Origin of the sequence: Marinobacter zhanjiangensis (assembly GCF_014651935.1) — a bacterium.
Lineage (GTDB): Bacteria > Pseudomonadota > Gammaproteobacteria > Pseudomonadales > Oleiphilaceae > Marinobacter > Marinobacter zhanjiangensis.
Map to the genome: position 1 here is coordinate 88,454 of NZ_BMXV01000008.1, position 19,051 is coordinate 107,504.

14 protein-coding genes are annotated in these 19,051 nt (G+C 61.2%); all 14 read right to left on the reverse strand.

The window, feature by feature from the left end; all coding sequences use genetic code 11:
* Positions 1–7 precede the first annotated feature (7 nt).
* Positions 8–2,611, reverse strand: coding sequence for a DNA translocase FtsK (locus IE079_RS18995; RefSeq protein ID WP_189577854.1), 2,604 nt, complete (start codon positions 2,609–2,611; stop codon positions 8–10).
* Between the two features lie 57 nt (positions 2,612–2,668).
* Entirely contained in the window at positions 2,669–3,892 is a 1,224-nt protein-coding gene (locus IE079_RS16045; protein WP_189577856.1) for an O-succinylhomoserine sulfhydrylase, read from the reverse strand.
* A gap of 54 nt (positions 3,893–3,946) precedes the next feature.
* The gene (gene purF / locus IE079_RS16050; protein ID WP_189577857.1) at positions 3,947–5,470 is read right to left on the reverse strand and encodes an amidophosphoribosyltransferase; all 1,524 of its coding nucleotides are present in this window, start codon (positions 5,468–5,470) and stop codon (positions 3,947–3,949) included.
* Positions 5,471–5,518: 48 nt separating this feature from the next.
* Complete coding sequence (locus tag IE079_RS16055) at positions 5,519–6,097, reverse strand: CvpA family protein (RefSeq protein WP_189577859.1); 579 nt, start codon at positions 6,095–6,097, stop codon at positions 5,519–5,521.
* Between the two features lie 147 nt (positions 6,098–6,244).
* The gene (locus IE079_RS16060; protein ID WP_189577861.1) at positions 6,245–6,973 is read right to left on the reverse strand and encodes an SPOR domain-containing protein; all 729 of its coding nucleotides are present in this window, start codon (positions 6,971–6,973) and stop codon (positions 6,245–6,247) included.
* Positions 6,974–7,098: 125 nt separating this feature from the next.
* Positions 7,099–8,376 (reverse strand): bifunctional tetrahydrofolate synthase/dihydrofolate synthase, encoded by a 1,278-nt coding sequence (gene folC / locus IE079_RS16065; RefSeq protein WP_189577863.1) that lies wholly within the window; start codon positions 8,374–8,376, stop codon positions 7,099–7,101.
* On the reverse strand, positions 8,363–9,298 hold the full coding sequence (gene accD, locus IE079_RS16070) for an acetyl-CoA carboxylase, carboxyltransferase subunit beta (RefSeq protein WP_189577865.1): 936 nt from the start codon (positions 9,296–9,298) through the stop codon (positions 8,363–8,365). Before accD ends, folC begins: the two co-directional genes overlap by 14 nt.
* Before the next feature lie 41 nt (positions 9,299–9,339).
* Entirely contained in the window at positions 9,340–10,152 is an 813-nt protein-coding gene (trpA, locus tag IE079_RS16075) for a tryptophan synthase subunit alpha (protein ID WP_189577867.1), read from the reverse strand.
* A 40-nt stretch (positions 10,153–10,192) separates the two neighbouring features.
* The gene (gene trpB, locus IE079_RS16080; RefSeq protein WP_373296223.1) at positions 10,193–11,401 is read right to left on the reverse strand and encodes a tryptophan synthase subunit beta; all 1,209 of its coding nucleotides are present in this window, start codon (positions 11,399–11,401) and stop codon (positions 10,193–10,195) included.
* Positions 11,394–12,056 (reverse strand): phosphoribosylanthranilate isomerase, encoded by a 663-nt coding sequence (locus tag IE079_RS16085; protein ID WP_227712557.1) that lies wholly within the window; start codon positions 12,054–12,056, stop codon positions 11,394–11,396. The genes trpB and IE079_RS16085 overlap by 8 nt, the downstream gene beginning before the upstream one ends.
* Before the next feature lie 11 nt (positions 12,057–12,067).
* The gene (gene truA / locus IE079_RS16090; RefSeq protein WP_189577871.1) at positions 12,068–12,973 is read right to left on the reverse strand and encodes a tRNA pseudouridine(38-40) synthase TruA; all 906 of its coding nucleotides are present in this window, start codon (positions 12,971–12,973) and stop codon (positions 12,068–12,070) included.
* 87 nt (positions 12,974–13,060) lie between these two features.
* Complete coding sequence (locus tag IE079_RS16095) at positions 13,061–16,297, reverse strand: FimV/HubP family polar landmark protein (protein ID WP_189577873.1); 3,237 nt, start codon at positions 16,295–16,297, stop codon at positions 13,061–13,063.
* A 423-nt stretch (positions 16,298–16,720) separates the two neighbouring features.
* On the reverse strand, positions 16,721–17,836 hold the full coding sequence (gene asd, locus IE079_RS16100; protein ID WP_189577875.1) for an aspartate-semialdehyde dehydrogenase: 1,116 nt from the start codon (positions 17,834–17,836) through the stop codon (positions 16,721–16,723).
* A 120-nt stretch (positions 17,837–17,956) separates the two neighbouring features.
* Complete coding sequence (gene leuB, locus IE079_RS16105) at positions 17,957–19,030, reverse strand: 3-isopropylmalate dehydrogenase (RefSeq protein ID WP_189577876.1); 1,074 nt, start codon at positions 19,028–19,030, stop codon at positions 17,957–17,959.
* Between the last annotated feature and the right edge of the window lie 21 nt (positions 19,031–19,051).

The window sequence follows — 19,051 nt, forward strand, 5'->3', positions numbered from 1 at the left end:
CTGGGACTCAGGGTTTCGGGGGTGGCGCCGCGAGCACTTCCCGGGCGCCGTTGTGACCGGCGGGGCTTACCACGCCGGCCGCTTCCATGGCATCCACCAGGTTTGCGGCCCGGTTGTAGCCAATCTTGAACTTGCGCTGTACGGAAGAAATGGACACTCGCCGGCCCTCGGTGACAAACGCTACCGCCTCGTCAAAAAGGGCATCGTTCTCACTGTCGCCACCGCCTTCGGACAGGCTGGGCACACCGGGGAGGTTTTCTCCTTCTGCACCATTCAGGACATCGTCCACGTACTCAGGTTCCCCACGGGCTTTCCATGCGTTGACGATGCGATGAACCTCATCATCGTCCACAAAGGCGCCGTGAACCCGAACCGGCAGCCCGGAGCCAGGTGGCAGGTAAAGCATGTCACCATGCCCCAGCAACTGCTCGGCACCACCCTGATCCAGCACGGTGCGGGAATCAATCTTGGACGACACCTGGAACGATATCCGGGTGGGAATGTTGGCCTTGATCAGGCCGGTAATAACGTCCACCGATGGCCGCTGAGTGGCCAGGATCAGGTGGATGCCGGCTGCCCTCGCCTTCTGGGCGATACGGGCGATCAGCTCTTCCACCTTCTTGCCGACGATCATCATCATGTCGGCGAATTCGTCGATCACCACCACGATAAACGGCAGGGTTTCCAGCTCGGGCCGTTGTTGCTCGTCGTTATCCAGGTATTCGTCAGGTTTCCAGAAGGGATCGAGCAGAGGCTCGCCAGCGGCACGGGCGTCCTTCACCTTGCGGTTATAGCCGGCCACATTGCGCACACCCAGGTTGGCCATCAGCTTGTAACGGCGCTCCATTTCAGCCACACACCAGCGCAGGGCGTTGGCGGCGTCCTTCATGTCGGTAACCACCGGCGACAGCAGGTGCGGGATGCCCTCGTAGATGCTCAGCTCCAGCATCTTCGGGTCGACCATGATGAAGCGGACTTCCTCCGGCGTCGCCTTGAGCAGCATGCTGATCAGCATGGCGTTCACCCCGACCGACTTACCGGAACCGGTGGTCCCGGCCACCAGCAGATGGGGCATCTTGGACAGGTTGGCCACCATCGGATTGCCGCCGATATCATTGCCCAGGGCCAGGGTCAGGGCGGAGGACGACTCGGTGAACACCTTCGCACCCAGTACCTCGCTGAGGCGCACCATCTGCCGCTTCTCGTTGGGAATCTCGATGCCCACCACCGACTTGCCGGGAATCACTTCCACCACCCGCACGCTGAGCACGGCCAGGGCCCGGGCCAGGTCTTTGGCCAGATTGGAGATCTTGCTGACCTTGACCCCGGGTGCGGGCTTGATCTCGAAACGGGTAATTACCGGGCCCGGATTGACCTCGACCACCTCCACCGAGACACCGAAGTCTGCCAGTTTTTCCTCCAGCATCCGCGACATGTACTCCAGGGATTCCTCGGAGTAGCCCTTCTCCTGATGTTCCTCGGGGGGATCCAGTAGCGTCAGCGGCGGTATCGGGCTTTCCAGGTCCTCAAACAGGGAGGCCTGCTTGCGGCTCCGGTCTTTCTCGGTCTCGCCCGGGCCGTCCTGCTTGCCTGCGTCGTCCCGCTTGAAGGGCGAGATCTTCACCTTGCCAGTATTATTTTCCACCGGCTTGCTGTTATTTGCCTTCTTCTTCGGCTTCGGTGCTGGTTCTTCGGCGTCGTCATCCCGGGAGCTGAAGCTTTCCAGCATGACCGGTTCGTCGTCATCCAGCCCCCGCCGGGCTGACATGGGGTCTGCCCTGGAGGGCTGCCGATCCGCGCCCTGCTCCTTATCGCCCTTGCCAAAGGGCCACAACCATCGCCACCAGGGCCGGCGTTCGCCCCCCTGCGCTGTTTCGGTATTGGTATCGGTGAGCACCGGCGGTTCCGGCGGGGGACTCACTTTTCTCGCCGACTCCGGCCCCTGGTCTGCGGCCTCTTCACTGTTATCCCGTGCGAACAGCCCCTTGAGCCACAGCAGGGCCTCCAGTGTGTAGCCACCCACCTGGTCCATCAGCCGGAACCAGGAAAACCCGGTAGTGACGGTAAGGGCAAACAGAAAGATGGCCACCAGGATCAGCGTCGTGGCAGGCAGGTTAAAGAAGCGGACCATGGCGGACGACACCGCCTGACCCAGCACACCGCCCGAGGCTGCCCCGAGCCCGAACAGCGAATACAGGGCCAGCAGGCTGCAGGCGGACAGCAGGATCAGCAGGAAGCCCCCGGCACGCACCAGCAACAGGGGCCAGTGGGTTTCCAGAGGATCGTGACGCAGACGGATCAGCAACAAGGCATAGCCGGCCACCATCAGCGGGAACAGATAGGATACCTGACCGAAGACATCCATCATCAGGCTGGCCAGCCAGGCACCAAAGCGCCCGGCCGCGTTGTCGACGCTGACCTGATGACCGATGGAGGCCCAGCCCGGATCGGATGGGCTGTAGGTGGCCAGGGTCATGGCCAGGAAGATGGTCAGCGCGACAAGCGCAATAACCAGCCCTTCCCTGGCGCCCTGAGCTACCAGCCGGCGAAACCGCTGTTGTTTTTCCGTGAGCGCCGCGGGGGCTGCCTCTTGCTTGCCAGTCTTAGCCATGAAGTCCGCAAACGATCCTCTGCTGATGAAATGGCGAAAACGATGATACCGCCGGCATCAAGTCTCCAGGGCCTGCAGGCCCCGGCGCATGTCGTTCTTCAGGTCTTCAAGGGCTTCTACGCCCACCGACAGCCGGATCAGATTGTCGGTAATGCCGGCCAGGGCCTTGTCTTCCGGTGACAGGCGACCATGGGTGGTGGTCCCCGGATGCGTGATGGTGGTCTTCACGTCGCCCAGGTTCGCGGTAATGGATACCATGCGGGTGGCATCAACAAACGCCCAGGCTTCCGACTGGCCACCGTGGACGGTGAACGACAACACACCGCCATAACCATCCTGCTGCCTGCTCGCCAGCTCATGCTGGGGGTGGCTTTCCAGTCCGGCGTAGTACACCTTCTCCACCGCAGGCTGCTGTTCAAGCCAGCGAGCCAACTGTAGCGCATTCTCACAGTGGGCACGCATACGGATTGGTAAGGTTTCCAGACCCTTATGGAAGATCCAGGCGTTGAAGGGGCTCATGGTGGGCCCGGCGGAACGCAGGAAGCCGTATACCTCTTCCATCAGCTTCTGGCTGCCCACCACGACCCCACCGAGACAGCGGCCCTGGCCATCAAGATACTTGGTGGCGGAATGAATCACGATATCGGCGCCAAACTCGAACGGACGCTGCAGCACCGGGGTGCAGAAGCAGTTGTCCACCACAAACAGGGCGTTGTTGTCCCGTGCCAGGGCCGCCAGCGCGGTCATGTCCGCCACTTCACACAGCGGGTTGGACGGCGTTTCGATAAACACCAGGCGGGTGCGATCAGTGACCGCGTCGCGCCAGGCATCCATGTCGGTCAGACCGACAAACGTGGTGGCGATACCAAACTTTGCCAGATACTTCTGGAACAGTACGTTGGTGGTGCCGAACACCCCCCGCGAACACACCACATGATCACCCTGCTCAAGCAGTGCCATGCAGGTCGCCAGGATGGCCGCCATGCCGGACGCGGTGGCCACGGCGCGCTCGCCACCTTCCATGGCGGCAATCCGTTCCTCGAACGCCTGCACCGTGGGATTGGTAAAGCGGGAGTAGATATTGCCCGCCTCGTCGCCGCCAAAACGGGCCGCCGCCTGGGCGGCACTGCCATAGACGAAGCTGGATGTGGGGAAGATGGCATCACTGTGTTCGAGCTCGCTCGTGCGGTGCTGCCCGGCACGAACCGCCAGGGTATCCACTGATACCCCCTCCAGGTCCGATTCCGGAATAAAGGTGTGCTCTTCGCGGCGATGGGTCATGGTGCTAGTGTTCCGTCTGGTTAATTCGCTGACCTGCAGCGTGCCGCTGGGGCCTCAGTCTTCGTCATTATGCAGGTCAATGATGCCGTTATCCTCGGGCAGACCGGCCTGGGCTGCTTCCCGGGCTTCATCCCGGCGCAGGGCATCCAGCTTTGCCAGGTAGGCGTCATCCACATCCCCGGTGATGTAGTTACCATTAAAAACGGAACACTCCCAGCCCTCAATGTTGTCGTTCACATCGTTGACACAGGAAATAAGGTCATCCAGATCCTGGTACACCAGCCAGTCGGCACCGATCAGTTCCTGGATTTCCTTCACGGTGCGATCGTGGGCGATCAGCTCCTGGGGAGACGGCATATCGATGCCGTACACGTTGGGAAACCTGACCGGGGGCGCGGCAGAGGCGAAGTACACCTTGCGGGCACCGGCATCCCGGGCCATCTGGATGATTTCATGGCAGGTGGTGCCGCGCACGATGGAGTCATCCACCAGCATCACATTCTTGTCCCGGAACTCCAGGTCGATGGGGTTGAGCTTCTGACGCACCGACTTCTTGCGCATGGTCTGGCCGGGCATGATGAACGTGCGGCCGATATAGCGGTTCTTGATAAAGCCCTCGCGGAACTTCACCCCCAGCCGGTGTGCCATCTGCAGTGCAGAGGTACGACTGGTATCGGGAATCGGCATCACCACGTCAATATCGTGATCGGGGCGTTCCCGCAGCACCTTGTCTGCCAGGGTCTCGCCCATGCGCAGGCGTGCCTTGTACACCGACACCCGGTCCATGATCGAATCCGGGCGGGCAAAATACACGTGCTCGAAAATACAGGGATTCAGGCTCGGGGATTCCGCGCACTGCTCGGTGTAAAGGGTGCCGTCGGTTTCGATATATACCGCCTCGCCGGGGGCGATATCGCGAACCAGGGTGAAACCGGCAGCGCTCAGGGCAACGCTTTCGGAAGCGATCATGTATTCATTGCCGTCGGCGGTCTCACGCACGCCATAGCAGGCCGGACGGATACCGTTGGGGTCGCGGAAACCGACAATGCCGTAACCGGTGATCATGGCGATCACCGCGTAGGCACCCCGGCAACGCTTGTGCACGGCCCGCACGGCAGCAAAGATCTCGTCCTTCGAGGGGTCGAGCTTGCCCAGCTTCTGCAGTTCATGGGCAAATACGTTGAGCAGCACTTCCGAGTCGGAGTTGGTATTGATATGGCGCAGATCCGTGCGGAACAGGTCCCGGGCCAGGTCGTCCGCATTGGTCAGGTTGCCATTATGGGCCAGCGTTATGCCATAAGGGCTGTTGACGTAGAACGGCTGGGCTTCGGCGGAACTGGCGCTGCCAGCGGTGGGGTAGCGAACATGACCGATTCCGACATTACCCACCAGGCGACGCATGTGCGACGTACGAAACACATCCCGCACCAGGCCATTGTCCTTGCGCAGGAAAAAGCGTTCGTCCTGAAAGGTCACCATACCGGCCGCATCCTGGCCCCGGTGCTGGAGTACGGTCAGGGCGTCATACAGCGCCTGATTCACGTACTGGGTACTGACAATACCTACAATTCCACACATGAGTGCTGTGTTCTCCAGAGCATTGAAACAACTGCATTCAGGAAGGGCTCAGAGGCTCTCTGCGCCGGACTCCAGGGCCCGGTTCCTGACCGCTTCTGATACCTTCTCCTGTACGGCCTCGCCGGACGACGCGGGCCCGAGGAAACGTTCAAATTCATCACCAAAGGTCCGCCGGGACCAGTCTTCCACCACACCCAGTCGCTCGATCATCACCGACGTGCGCCACCAGGTGTCGTCCGCAAGAGGGGTATAACGGGTGAACGCAATGGCCACCACGACCACCACCACACCACGTAGCAGACCGAAAACCATGCCCAGAACCCGATCGGTGGCACTCAGGCCGGTAACCCGCACCAGATGGCCGATCAGATTATTGATAATGGCACCAACAATCAGTGTGGACACGAACAGGATGGCAAAGGCGGCGATCAGTCTGACCAGCGGTGTCTCCACCGTGCCGGCCAGCAGGGACTGCATCTGCGGATGGAATGTACGGGCAATAATGAACGCCGCCACCCAGGTAACGAGCGACAGGGCCTCCCTGACGAAGCCCCTCTTCAGGCTGATCAGGGTGGAGATTGTCAGCAGGGCGATAATGACCCAGTCGATCCAGATCAGCGCGTTCATGAATAACCCGGTGATAAACAGGAAGCGCGAATTCTATCAGGAATCACCGGTAACCCAAACCTCCCGGCCGACCTGCCTTGCCCGCTCAGCAATGAAACGCCGGGAAGCGCTGGCCTGCTTCGACCAGCCCGGGCTGAGCCCCCGGGATCACTCCTCGCCCCGGGTAACCAGGGATTTGACACCAAAAGCCTCATCCAGCACCTGCTTGGCTTTCTCCGCTTCCGCCTTTTCCGCGAACGGTCCCGAGAAAACCCTTACCAGTCGCTGATCTCCTCGCACCACTTCCTGCAGGTGCGCCCCGTAGCCACGGTCCCTGACGCTGTCCCGCAGCCGGCGGGCGTTATCCTCGTTACCGAAGCTGCCCAGCTGCAGCACCCAGGCGCCCTCCAGGGTGCGTTCGAAGTCACCTTCGCCACGGGTGTCGGGGTCCGCAGGGGCAAGGTCCGGGTCAGGTTCGCTGGAGGCCGCCTGCCCACTCTCCGCATCCTGCGTCTGTGCCGCCGGCGCCGGTGACTCTTCGCCAGCGGGGTTCTCACCGGACTCCGCTGTTTGCCCGCCACTATCCTGCCGGGCCTCACCAGGGGACGAATCGCCCTCACCGTCGGAACCGACTGCCGGCTGGCTTCCCATGGCCGGATCCTCAACCACTTCCGGGGTCGGCGCGGGCTCCAGTTCCTCCACCCGATAGTCCGGTACGCCGCTCATGGAATCGTCCTGCTCGGGGACGCTTACCTCCGGGAAAGGAGGTTCTTCGGGGATATCCAGGGAGCGCACGTCACGTTCGTCGTGGGGCTCGTCAAACATCATCGGCACGAAAATCACCGCCAGTGAAATCAGCACCAATGCTCCGATAATTCGCTGCTTCAATCCATTCACCTTACTTCGGCTCCCTGTTGCAGGTCATGAACCGGTCGTGTGGCTCATGTGGGTGTAGTGTGAATATAACCGTCACAGATTGCCAACTCAAAACGCCCTGCCTGCCATGACAGAACGGTAAGGGGCTACCGGAAATAGCCCCTGCCCTCAACAACCGTGAAGAAGGAACCAAAAATCAGGACCAGGTCATGCTCACCGGCGGTATGGAGAGCGTTTTCGATGGCATCGGCCACCCGGTTTCCGACAAACACGGTTGCTTCCGCCAACTCCGGCCGTACCCGTTCCGCCAGAGCATCACCAGACAGCCCCCGGGGCACGTCCAGTCCGGCGATATACCAGTGGTCGATCACCGGCGCCAGGGCCTGCACCACGCCTGCGGAGTTCTTGTCTTCCAGACCGGCATAGACGGCCAGCAGACGCCGGTAACCCCGCAAGGAGTCCAGCCGTCTGGCAAGCCATTGTGCCGCATGGGGGTTATGCCCTACGTCCAGGAACACATCCGGCAAGCTGGCCACCTGCTCGAAGCGGCCCGCCAGGGACACGCCGGCAAGCGCATCGGCCATGGCCTGGTCATCCAGCCCCAGGTCCAACTCCAGACCCGCCATGGCGGCGGCGGCAAGACTGTTCAGGGGCAGGCTGTTACCCGGCAAGCGTATACGGTGGCCTGAGTCGGTTGCCAGCACCGGCGTGGGCTGATCCTGCAACAGCGTGTAACCCTGCCCGGGTCGCAACAGGCGAACTTTCTGGGCACTGGCCTGCTGAAGTACGGAGGCTGGTGGATCGTCATCCGCGTAGATGGCAACCTGTCCCGGACGCAGGATACCGGCCTTCTCGTAACCGATGGTATTGCGGTCCTCGCCAAGCCAGGCGGTGTGATCAAGGTCCACGGAGGTAATGATAGCCAGGTCCGCATCGAGCACGTTGACGGCATCCAGACGGCCACCCAGGCCCACTTCGAGTACCAGGTTATCAACCCCGGCCTCCGCCATTACCAGCAAAGCGGCAAGCGTGCCGAATTCGAAATAGGTCAGTGATACCGAACCCCGGGCCGCTTCCACCTGCTCAAAGGCGCGGATCAGTGACTCATCGCTGACATTTTGCCCGTTGAGCCGGACCCGTTCGTTGTAGGCCTGCAAATGGGGCGAGGTAAAGCAGCCGACAGTTTCGCCGGCTGCCAGCAACAGGGCTTCCAGGGCCGCCACGGTGCTGCCCTTGCCGTTGGTCCCGCCGACTGTAATGACACGACCATTGGGACGGGCAGGCATCAGCTTGCGCAGCACCAGCAGCACCCGGTCGAGACCGAGGTCCATGGCCACTGGGTGGATGGATTCGAGGTAGGATAGCCAGTCCCCGAGTGCGGCTCCCGCCCCGGGGGCGGGAGCCTTGCTCTCACTCCTGGACATTGGCCGTGTCAGAGGAGTCCGGGAGCTCTGACACCTCGAACTCGATGGGATCTTCGGTGGCCGGCCGGTCCTGGTTGGTGAACTTGGCCAGCGACGACGCAATGCGTTCACGCATCTTGTGCCGGTGGAGGATCATGTCGATGGCACCATGCTCCAGCAGAAACTCACTGCGCTGGAAGCCTTCCGGCAGTTTTTCCCGCACGGTCTGCTCGATGACCCGCGGGCCGGCAAAACCGATCAGGGCATAGGGCTCGGCGATATTGAGGTCGCCCAGCATGGCCAGACTGGCGGATACGCCACCAAACACCGGATCCGTCATCACGGAAATGTAGGGAATACCCTCCTGCTTCATACGCTCCAGCGCCGCCGCGGTCTTGGACATCTGCATCAGCGAGAGGATGGCTTCCTGCATGCGGGCACCACCGGATGCGGAGAAACACACCAGCGGAATGCGCTCTTCCAGACAGATATTGGCGGCGCGAACGAACTTCTCGCCAACCACCTGCCCCATCGAGCCACCCATGAAGTTGAACTCGAAGGCGCAGGCCACCAGCGGAACGCCAAGGGTGCTGCCCCGCATGACCACCAGGGCATCCTTCTCACCGGTTGCCTTCTGGTTCTGTGCCAGACGCTCCTTGTAGCGGCGGGTGTCCTTGAACTTGAGCCGGTCCCATGGCTCCAGTTCGTTGGCAATTTCCTCGCGACCGTCCTCATCCAGGAAGATCTCCAGGCGGCGACGGGCGTTGACCCTCAGGTGATGATTGCACTTGGGGCAGACATCCAGGTTCTTGTCCAGCTCGGGTTTGTAAAGAAACGCGCCGCACTTGGGGCATTTCTTCCACAAGCCTTCCGGTACGCCCGTTCGCTGTTTGGACTCCGAGCGAATCTTGCTCGGCATGATCTTGTCTAGCCAGTTACTCATGTTGTCATCCTGTCATTCCGTGCAAACTGAACGTGAAGCCGTCAGGAGGCCAGCCCGTCCAGTGCCTCTCGCATTGGGCTCAGCAGATCCGTAAGCGCCTGCTGCAACCGGGCCGGATCTGATTGATGGCGGGCTATTGTATCCACCAGCACACTGCCGACTATTACACCATCGGATACCTTACCCACAGCGGCCGCGGTTTCTGCGTCACGGATCCCGAAACCGACACCCACCGGCAGAGCGGTAATCCGGTGAACATTGGCCACCTTGCGTGCCACTTCCTCGACATCAATGGATGCGGAACCGGTCACCCCCTTGATTGAAACATAGTACACATAGCCCGAAGAGTGTTCACTGATTGCACGTATCCGCTCATCCATGGTGGTGGGGGCCAGCAGGAAAATGGGGTCCATCTGGCGTGCGGTGAACAGGGGCGCCACGTCGTCAGCTTCCTCCGGCGGCAGGTCCACGGTGAGGATACCGTCGACCCCGGCATCCGCTGCGGCATCCGCAAATGCTTCGAAGCCCATGGCCTCCATGGGGTTCAGGTAGCCCATCAGCACCACCGGCGTGTGCTGGTCCGCTTCACGGAACGCCCTGACCATGGCGATAACCTGACGCAGAGACGTGCCATGCTTCAGCGCCCGCTCACAGGCAAGCTGTATCACCGGGCCGTCGGCCATGGGATCGGAAAACGGCACACCCAGCTCGATGATATCGGCGCCGGCTGCGGCAAGCGTATGCATCAGGTCAACGGTCTGATCCGGGTGCGGATCCCCGGCGGTGATATAGGGAATCAGCGCCTTGCGACCCTGCTCCCCGAGAGTGTTCAGCACCCCTGCAATTCGACTCATGCGTGCTCCTGTATCAGAGAATCCTGGTTCGGCATCGGCTTCAGGCCTCGATGCCGTCAAGCTGGGCAATGGTATGAATGTCCTTGTCGCCACGGCCGGAAATGTTGATCACGACCACCTGTTCCGGATCCATTTCAGCGGCCAGCTTGATGGCGTAGGCCACCGCGTGGGCGGTTTCCAGCGCAGGCATGATGCCTTCAACCCGGGTCAGGTGGCGGAATGCGGCAAGGGCCTCATCGTCGGTCACCGAGACGTAATGGGCGCGGCCGATATCCTTCAGCCAGCTGTGCTCCGGACCCACACCCGGATAATCCAGGCCCGCCGACACGGAATGGGTTGCCGCGATCTGGCCGTTCTCGTCCTCCATCAGGTAGGTACGGTTACCATGAAGAACACCCGGCCGACCCGCAGCCAGGGGCGCCGCGTGCTGGCCGGTGTCGATGCCAAGACCGCCGGCCTCGACACCATAGAGCTGAACGGATTCGTCCATCAGGAACGGGTGGAACATGCCGATGGCGTTGGAGCCGCCACCCACGCAGGCCACCAGGGCATCTGGCAACTTGCCTGCCTGTGCCAGTGATTGCTGCCGCGTCTCACGACCAATCACGGACTGGAAATCCCGTACCAGCAACGGATAGGGATGGGGGCCAGCGACAGTACCAATGATGTAGAAGGTGTCGTCAACATTGGCGACCCAGTCCCGCATGGCCTCGTTCATGGCATCCTTGAGGGTACGGGTACCACTTTGCACCGAATGTACCTCGGCGCCCAGCAACTTCATGCGATAGACGTTCAGGGACTGACGCTTGACGTCTTCGGCGCCCATGAATACGTGACACTCCAGGCCCAGACGGGCGCAAACCGTCGCTGTGGCAACCCCGTGCTGGCCTGCCCCGGTTTCGGCGATGATCCGCTTCTTGCCCAGGAAGGCCGCCAACAGCGCCTGCCCGATGGTGTTGTTGACCTTGTGGGCGCCGGTATGGTTAAGGTCTTCGCGCTTGAGCCAGATCTGGGCGCCACCCGTTTCCCGGGTCAGGCGCTCGGCGAGATAAAGCGGGCTGGGGCGACCCACATAGTGCGCCAGATCCTTGTCGAAGGTGGCCTGGAATTCAGGATCCTTCTTCAGCCGGAGGTACTCTTTCTCAAGGGTCATCAGCGAGTCCATCAGTGTCTCGGACACGAAACGACCGCCATAGGCCCCGAAATGTCCTCTGGCATCCGGCAATTGGCTCAGCATTTCTTCAGTCAGTTTGATTGGCACGATTAACCTCGCTCAGAAACTCGGTAATTTTGGCGGCATCCTTGATCCCCTTGCGGGTGCCTTCGGGAGTACCGTCGGAAGCTTCCACTCCGCCGCTGACATCCACTCCCCACGGCCGCACCTGCCGGCAGGCGGCGGCAACGTTAGCAGAGTCGAGACCACCGGCCAATATCAGTGGCAGGGGACGATGTTGCGGTATGACAGACCAGTCGAAAATCTGGCCGGTACCGCCATACCGTTCGGGGTCATACGCATCAACCAGCAAACCCGATGCCCGGCTCCAGTCATGAAACGCGTTTTCGATATCATCATCACGACGAACCCTGACGGCCTTGATCCAGCGACGGTGGAACTGCTGGCAGAAATCCTGGGGTTCATCGCCGTGGAACTGCAGCAGATCCAGAGGTACCCGGGCCAATACCTTTTCCACATCCATCCGCCTCGGGTTGACGAACAGGCCGGTCAGGGTGACAAAGGCCGGGACGGCTTCGGCGATCGCCGTGGCCTGTTCAATGGTTACCGCCCGTGGACTGGCACCGTAAAATACCAGCCCGATCGCATCGGCGCCGGCGCTGGCCGCCGCCAGCGCGTCTTCGACCCGTGTGATACCGCAAATCTTGGTGCGTGTGCGTGCAGGATTCAAACCAGACCTCTTCATGAACTCGTTCGTGGCTTGCGGTGAACCCAGCTCGGGGCAACCGGCCGGTTGTCCGCGCTGTCGAACCAGGGGCGGACAAATCCGGGCCCACACCTGGCCAGCGGAATACCGAACGGCTCCGGGTAGCCGACGTCGACCATATACAGCCCGCCCGAGGGTGCGGTCACCCCGGCCAGCCGGCGATCACCACCGGCCAGCACCTCGCCCACCCATTGCGGCGGATACTTGCCCTGCCCCACCGCCATCAACGCGCCGGCAAAATTGCGAACCATATGATGCAGGAAGGCATTGGCCTGAACATCAATCACCACGAAATCATCGCGACGACGGACCCGGACAAACTCCACGAAACGCCAGGGAGAGCGTGACTGGCAGCCAGCTGCCCGGAAGGCGCTGAAGTCGTGCTCGCCCTCAAGCTGGCAGGCGGCCTCCTGCATCAGCGTTTCGTCCAGCGGGCGAAAATTCCAGGACACCTGAGACGCCAGCAGGGCCGGCCTCACCGGACCATTGAAGATAACATAACGGTAGCGGCGGTACACGGCGGAAAAGCGGGCATGGAAGGGTTCCGGCGCGTTGCCGGCCCAGTGTACTACGATGCCCGACGGCAGCGCCGTGTTGATACCCATAACCCAGGAGCGAAGGTTGCGAACCGCCCCGGTATCGAAATGCACCACCTGGTAGGCGCCGTGAACGCCGGCATCCGTGCGACCGGCGCAGACCACCTCCACCGGTTTGTCCGCCACCTTGCTGACGGCACGGGTAAGGGCATCCTCCACCGATGGTACGCCGCTCTTCTGTAGCTGCCAGCCATGGTAGGCGGCGCCATCGTACTCGAGCACCAGGGCGACACGCCCCTGGCCTATGGCATTATCAGTGGTCAACGGAACGGGTGTCTGGAACAAGCTTCTACCGGATCAAGTAATGGGCGTCAGGAATAAAGAACGCCGGCACTCGGCCGGCGTTCTGTTGCAGTGGAAGATTATAACGGATCAGGGCAGTTTTTTGAGCAGCGATTGCGCATCCGTCTTCTGATCGTCGTCGCCCTCGAGAATGACCTCCTCGAGAATCTCCCGGGCGCCCTCACTGTCACCCATGTCCACATAGGCGCGCGCAAGGTCCAGCTTGGTAGCAACCTCATCGGTTCCGGACAGGAAATCGAAGTCGTCATCATCACCAAGGGATGCCTCATCGATCTCATCAATACTGGCGCCACCCTGCGCCGGTGACCGGGTATCGTCAGCCGGTCTGGCATCCTGTTCGTCCGACACAGCGTCATCCTCCAGTTCCGGAATGTCCAGATCGGACAGGTCATCCTCCGCAGGCTCCTCGCCGGCCGCTTCCGATGCCGTATCCGGTTCGTCCAGGTCGAGGTCACTCAGGTCCAGTTGACTTTCGTCGTCCGGTTCGGATTCAGAGGCCTGATCCATCAGCTCCAGGTCTTCGTCGGATACATCCAGTTCCAGGTCTTCCAGCCCATCGTCCTTACTCTCACCGGAGGTTACCTTGTCCAGTTCGGCGTCCAGCTCGTCGAGGAACGATTCGTCCAGATCAGCTTCATCCTCCGGATTAACGGACTTGTCGACGGGTTCCTGGCCTTCGGTATCCAGCTCCAGGTCACCGAAGTCGAGGTCGTCTTCCTCGGAAGGCTCCGCAGCGCCCTCCACATCCTCCGCCGCCGGCTCACTGTCGATGCCTGCGTCGTCGAGCTCGAGGGAGCTGAAGTCGTCCTCCAGATCCAGCGGCTCTTCGTTACTGTCACCTTCGGTAGCGGATTCTTCCGGCAGCTCGAAGTCTATGGAACCCAGGTCCTCGCCCTGCTCGTCGTCGCTGGCCGGCCGGGTTTCCGGTTCTTCAGCGCGCTCCTCACCGGCGCTCTCGGAGGTATCCAGGCTGGAGAAGTCGAATTCGATCGCCTCGTCATTGCTCTCAGCCTCCGGTTCGTCACTGCGCTCTTCCGGAACCTCCAGCTCCTCGAACGAGGACATCAGTTCTCTGGTGTCGTCGTCCACCGGCGTACTGGCGATATCGGCTGAATCGTCCTGCTCTGCCTGCCGGGAATCGCCAAAGGACTCACCGCCACGCAACTGGGATTCCAACTCGTCGATACTGGGTGTGGACTCCATGTCTTCCAGGCGTGCCCGCAAGGCTTCTGCTTCAGGCTTGGCCTCATCCAGCTCCATGGCGTCCAGCTCGGCGTACTGCTTATCGAATGCGGACCGGTTGCCGGTATCCGCATAAACCGCCAGCAGCTTCAGCCGCAGATCGGAACGGCTGGGCTCGCGGGAAATGGCATTCTCGAGCACCTCAGCCGCCGCGTCGTGCTGACCGTAGGACACGTAACGATCCGCTTCCTCCAGGGCACTGGCGGTGGCAGCAGCCTCTTCCTCACCGAGGGTCAGCTCGAAACCGTCGTCTCCGTCATCGCTATCGTCCAGTTGCTGATAGAACTCATCTTCCTTGTTGGCGCGGCGCCGGGAAATGAGCAACACCACGAGCAACAGCAGCACCAGGAAGCCGCCAAGGGCGATCTGGTAGAGGAAATTACCGGCAATCAGGTCAATGGCCGTCGCCAGGAAGCTCTTGTCCTGTTCAGTACGGGGCTGTTCCAGCTGCTCTGCCTCAGGCTGGGCGCCTGTCGCAGTAACGGGCCCATCGGCTGCATTCGCCGGTTGGTCAGTCTGTTGCGGATCCATGGCGGTATCGTCTTCGGCTGCCACGCCATCCGCATCGTCAACGGCGGTGTCGTCTTCCGCTGCCATGCCAGTCGCATCGTCAACGGCGGTGTCGTCTTCCACTGCCATGCCAGTCGCATCGTCAATGGCGGTGTCGTCTTCCGCTGCCACGCCGGTCGCGTCATCAACCGCGCTCTGATCCGGGTCAGTGGGCTGGTCCTGCCCCCCGGTCATATCCGGATCCGCCGCCTGCTCACCTGCGGCGTCGTCCTCACCGGCAAGCGCTGCGGTGGTATCACCGGCTTCCTCGCCCGTGGCAGACGGATCATCACTGACGGATTCTTCCCCGGCGGACTCGGTGGCACCAGCACCAGAGCCGTCAGTGGCATCACCTGCACCATCAGCACCGCCAGTGGGCTGGCCGTCATCCGCCACGCCACTCTGGATTTCGGCAAGCTGGTTGTCCTTCAGCTCGATCAGGCGCTGGAGCGTTTCCACCTGATCCTGCAGGTCTTCCACCCGGCTGCCGAGTTCCTCGTTTTCACGCTGAACACGGTCCAGCTCTTCCAGCGCCACCGCTTCACCGGCGTCGGCGGTTCCGCCCTGGCGACCATCGCCACCGGCCGAGCCTTCACTACGGGCATCACCACCCTCTTCCGGCACCACCAGCCGCAGCTCGTCGGGGGCTGCCTGGCCAGCACCATCACCAGCGCCGGTACCGGCCACCTCAGCCCGGGTGGCGTCCACCTGGGGCTCGGGCCGGGACAGAGCATCGTTCTGGGCCGCCACTTCCCGGTTGGCCTGGGCCTGGGTGCGGGAGCGAATATCGTCCATATCCGGCACCCTGAGCACTTCGCCGCGTTTGATACGGTTGATGTTGCCGTCAATAAACGCATCCGGATTCAGGTCCTGGATGGCCAGCATCACCTGCTGCGGGGAAAAGCTTGGGTCTGGCCGCACCCTCTGGGCGATCTGCCAGAGCGTATCGGACGCCTGAACGGTCACAGTGTCGCCCACACTGGAGCGGGCTGTGGTGGTCGTTGCAGAAGCTGCCTGGCTGTCCTGTTGGTCCTGTTGAGAGCTGGCCCGCGGCTGACTGGCAGCCTGCCTGGTCCGGGTTCTCTGCACCGGCTCGGACTCGCCGGAATCCTCAGCGTAAACCGGCGGATCCACCAGCACCGAGTATTCGCGCATCACGCGACCACTGGGCCAGGTCACTTCCACCAGGAAGTTCAGGTAAGGTTCCCGCACCGGCTCGCTGGAGGTCACCGATATCACCAGCTCACCGTTGGGTGCGGTGGTCACCTGGAAATCGAGACGGGTAAGGAAATAATCACGGCGCAAGCCTACACGCTCATACGCCTGCTCGGAGGCCAGGTTGACAATGATCTCGTCGGGGCTGACACCATCCACCCTGTTGACGTCGATCTCTGCATTCAATGGTTGGTTCAGATAGGACTGAAGTTCTATCTCCCCGAGGCCCAGTGCCTGTGCGACACCGGAACCAAGCCCTCCCGCCAGAGCCAGAGCAACCGCAAGCTTGCGTACTTTCATGCTTTTTCCTTACCAGTCTCCGTTATTCGTTACCGCTAATTGAATACAGAATCGGACGAGGTTGGATGACTTTCACTTTTTTAATATTGGAGTTACGAGAGTATTGTTGATAATGCCTGCTTTATCAATCAATCACACCGCATCTTTGCACCACTTCCTGATGTATTTCACGGAAATGGTTATGACTCCGAGTTCAGAAACCCCGGGAGCCTCTACCGAACCGCTTGCCCGCAATCTCACCGGGCACAGCACGAATCGCCATTTTCTCTTTCTGATTGGTTATTCCTGCCGGTTTTCCGGCACAAACTGAGAAATGGTCCCGGGAAAATAACAGGGGCGGCGACTGATTTCAGCCGACGCCCCTGACCTGTTACCTGAAACGGTACACAGTTGGCATTACACGTACCGGTGAACGCCGGATTTTTAACGCTCCTGCAGAATACGCAGCATCCGGCGCAGGGGTTCCGCAGCGCCCCAGAGCAACTGATCCCCGACCGTGAACGCGGAAATGTATTCCGGCCCCATGGTCAGCTTGCGAATCCGGCCAATGGGTACGCTCAGGGTGCCGGTAACCTTCGCCGGCGTGAGCTCGTTGAGGGTGGCTTCCCGTTCGTTGGGAATCACCTTCACCCAGTCGTTGGCCCTGGCCAGAATCGACTCGATCTCGTCGACCGGCAGGTCCTTCTTCAGTTTGATGGTCAGGGCCTGACTGTGGGAACGCATGGCGCCGATCCGCACGCAGATACCATCGATGGGAATCGGGTTATCGCTGCGACCGAGGACCTTGTTGGTTTCAACGCCGGCCTTCCATTCTTCCTTGCTCATACCGTTATCGAGCTGCTTGTCGATAAACGGAATCAGGCTACCTGCTAGCGGCACTTCAAAGTGCTCGGTGGGAAAATTGCCGGAGCGCATGGTGTCGGTCACCTTGCGGTCAATCTCGAGAATCGCCGACGAGGGGTCCTCGAGCTCCGACGCTACCGCGCCCTTGAGCACCCCCATCTGGTTGAGCAGCTCCCGCATGTTCTGGGCACCGGAACCGGAGGCTGCCTGGTAAGTCATGGGGGAGACCCATTCCACCAAGTCCTGCTCCAGCAGGCCGCCCAGGGCCAGCATCATCAGGCTGACGGTGCAGTTGCCGCCGATATAGTCCTTCACGCCCTTATCCAGCGCCGCATCGATAACGTTACGGTTGACCGGGTCGAGCACGATGACGGAGTGATCCACCATGCGCAGGGTGGAAGCCGCGTCAATCCAGTAGCCGTCCCAGCCGGCGTCGCGGAGTTTCTGATAAACCGCGGTGGTGTAGTCGCCACCCTGGCAGGTAACGATCACATCCAGGGTTTTCAGGGTACCAACATCAAAGGCATCCTGAAGTGGCGGGACGCCTTCCTTGCCAACGTCCGGCGCCGGACTGCCGGTCTGGGAGGTGGAAAAGAAGACCGGATCGATATCGGCAAAATCGTTTTCTTCACGCATGCGTTGCATGAGGACCGAGCCCACCATGCCACGCCAACCTACAAGTCCAACTCGCTTCATGTCGACGGAGTACCAATTTATGCCTGCCCGCTGCCGTTATCGCTGGCAGGGACCGGATGGATGATTCCGCGGCAGCGGCGTTGTGCTGCCGTCGGAGTTCGGCGTAATAAGACGGTTAGCTTACAGGGCCGCCAGAACAGCGTCACCCATCTCCCGGGTGGACACCTGTTGCATACCATCGGACATGATGTCCGCGGTGCGCAGACCCTGATCCAGTACCCTGCTGACCGCCGCCTCGATGGCCCCGGCGGCTTTTTCCTCGCCCAGGCTGTAGCGCAGCATCATGGCGCCACTCAGAATGGTGGCCAGCGGGTTGGCAATGCCCTGCCCGGCAATGTCCGGCGCCGACCCGTGACAGGGCTCATACATGCCCTGTTTTTCGGAGTTCAGCGAGGCGGACGGCAACATACCAATGGAGCCGGTGAGCATGGCCGCTTCATCGGAAAGGATATCACCAAACATGTTGCCGGTCACAATCACGTCGAACTGCTTGGGCGCGCGGACCAGCTGCATGGCGGCGTTGTCCACGTACATGTGGGACAATTCCACGTCCGGATAGTCCTTCGCCAGATCGTCCATGATTTCCCGCCACATTGCGGTTACTTCCAGCACATTGGCCTTGTCAACCGAGCACAGCTTGCCGTCGCGCTGGCGCGCCGCCTCAAAGGCAACACGGCCGATGCGACGGACTTCCGATTCGCTGTATACATAGGTATTAAAACCCTGGAGCTCGCCGCCTTCCAGGGTGCGGACACCCCGGGGCTGGCCGAAGTAGATACCACCGGTCAGCTCGCGCACGATCATGATATCCAGGCCGGACACCACTTCCGGCTTGAGCGATGAAGCCGAGGCTAACTGCGGGTAGAGGATTGCCGGACGCAGGTTGGCGAACAGCTCCAGATTGGATCGCAGGCCCAGCAGGCCTTTTTCCGGGCGCTTTGCCATTTCCAGGTTATCCCACTTGGGGCCGCCCACGGCACCCAGCAGAATGGCGTCGGATTTTTTCGCCCGCTCCAGGGTCTTGCCGGGCAATGGCTCGCCGGTCTCGTCGATGGCAGCACCGCCCACCAGGCCGTGATCAAACTGCAGCCCGAGGTCGAACTGTTCATTGATTCGGTTCAGTACCTTTTCGGTTTCAGCGACGATTTCGGGACCGATCCCGTCGCCGGGCAACATCAATACACTTCTGGACATGTCTTGTTCCTGTCGATTTAT

Bases quoted from the DNA above. Each gene is read 5' to 3' on its own strand.
- IE079_RS16055 (WP_189577859.1), bottom strand. From the start codon at position 6,097: ATGAACGCGCTGATCTGGATCGACTGGGTCATTATCGCCCTGCTGACA.
- IE079_RS16095 (WP_189577873.1), bottom strand. From the start codon at position 16,297: ATGAAAGTACGCAAGCTTGCGGTTGCTCTGGCTCTGGCGGGAGGGCTT.
- folC (WP_189577863.1), bottom strand. From the start codon at position 8,376: ATGTCCAGGAGTGAGAGCAAGGCTCCCGCCCCCGGGGCGGGAGCCGCA.
- accD (WP_189577865.1), bottom strand. From the start codon at position 9,298: ATGAGTAACTGGCTAGACAAGATCATGCCGAGCAAGATTCGCTCGGAG.
- IE079_RS16045 (WP_189577856.1), bottom strand. From the start codon at position 3,892: ATGACCCATCGCCGCGAAGAGCACACCTTTATTCCGGAATCGGACCTG.
- asd (WP_189577875.1), bottom strand. From the start codon at position 17,836: ATGAAGCGAGTTGGACTTGTAGGTTGGCGTGGCATGGTGGGCTCGGTC.
- trpA (WP_189577867.1), bottom strand. From the start codon at position 10,152: ATGAGTCGAATTGCAGGGGTGCTGAACACTCTCGGGGAGCAGGGTCGC.
- leuB (WP_189577876.1), bottom strand. From the start codon at position 19,030: ATGTCCAGAAGTGTATTGATGTTGCCCGGCGACGGGATCGGTCCCGAA.
- IE079_RS18995 (WP_189577854.1), bottom strand. From the start codon at position 2,611: ATGGCTAAGACTGGCAAGCAAGAGGCAGCCCCCGCGGCGCTCACGGAA.
- purF (WP_189577857.1), bottom strand. From the start codon at position 5,470: ATGTGTGGAATTGTAGGTATTGTCAGTACCCAGTACGTGAATCAGGCG.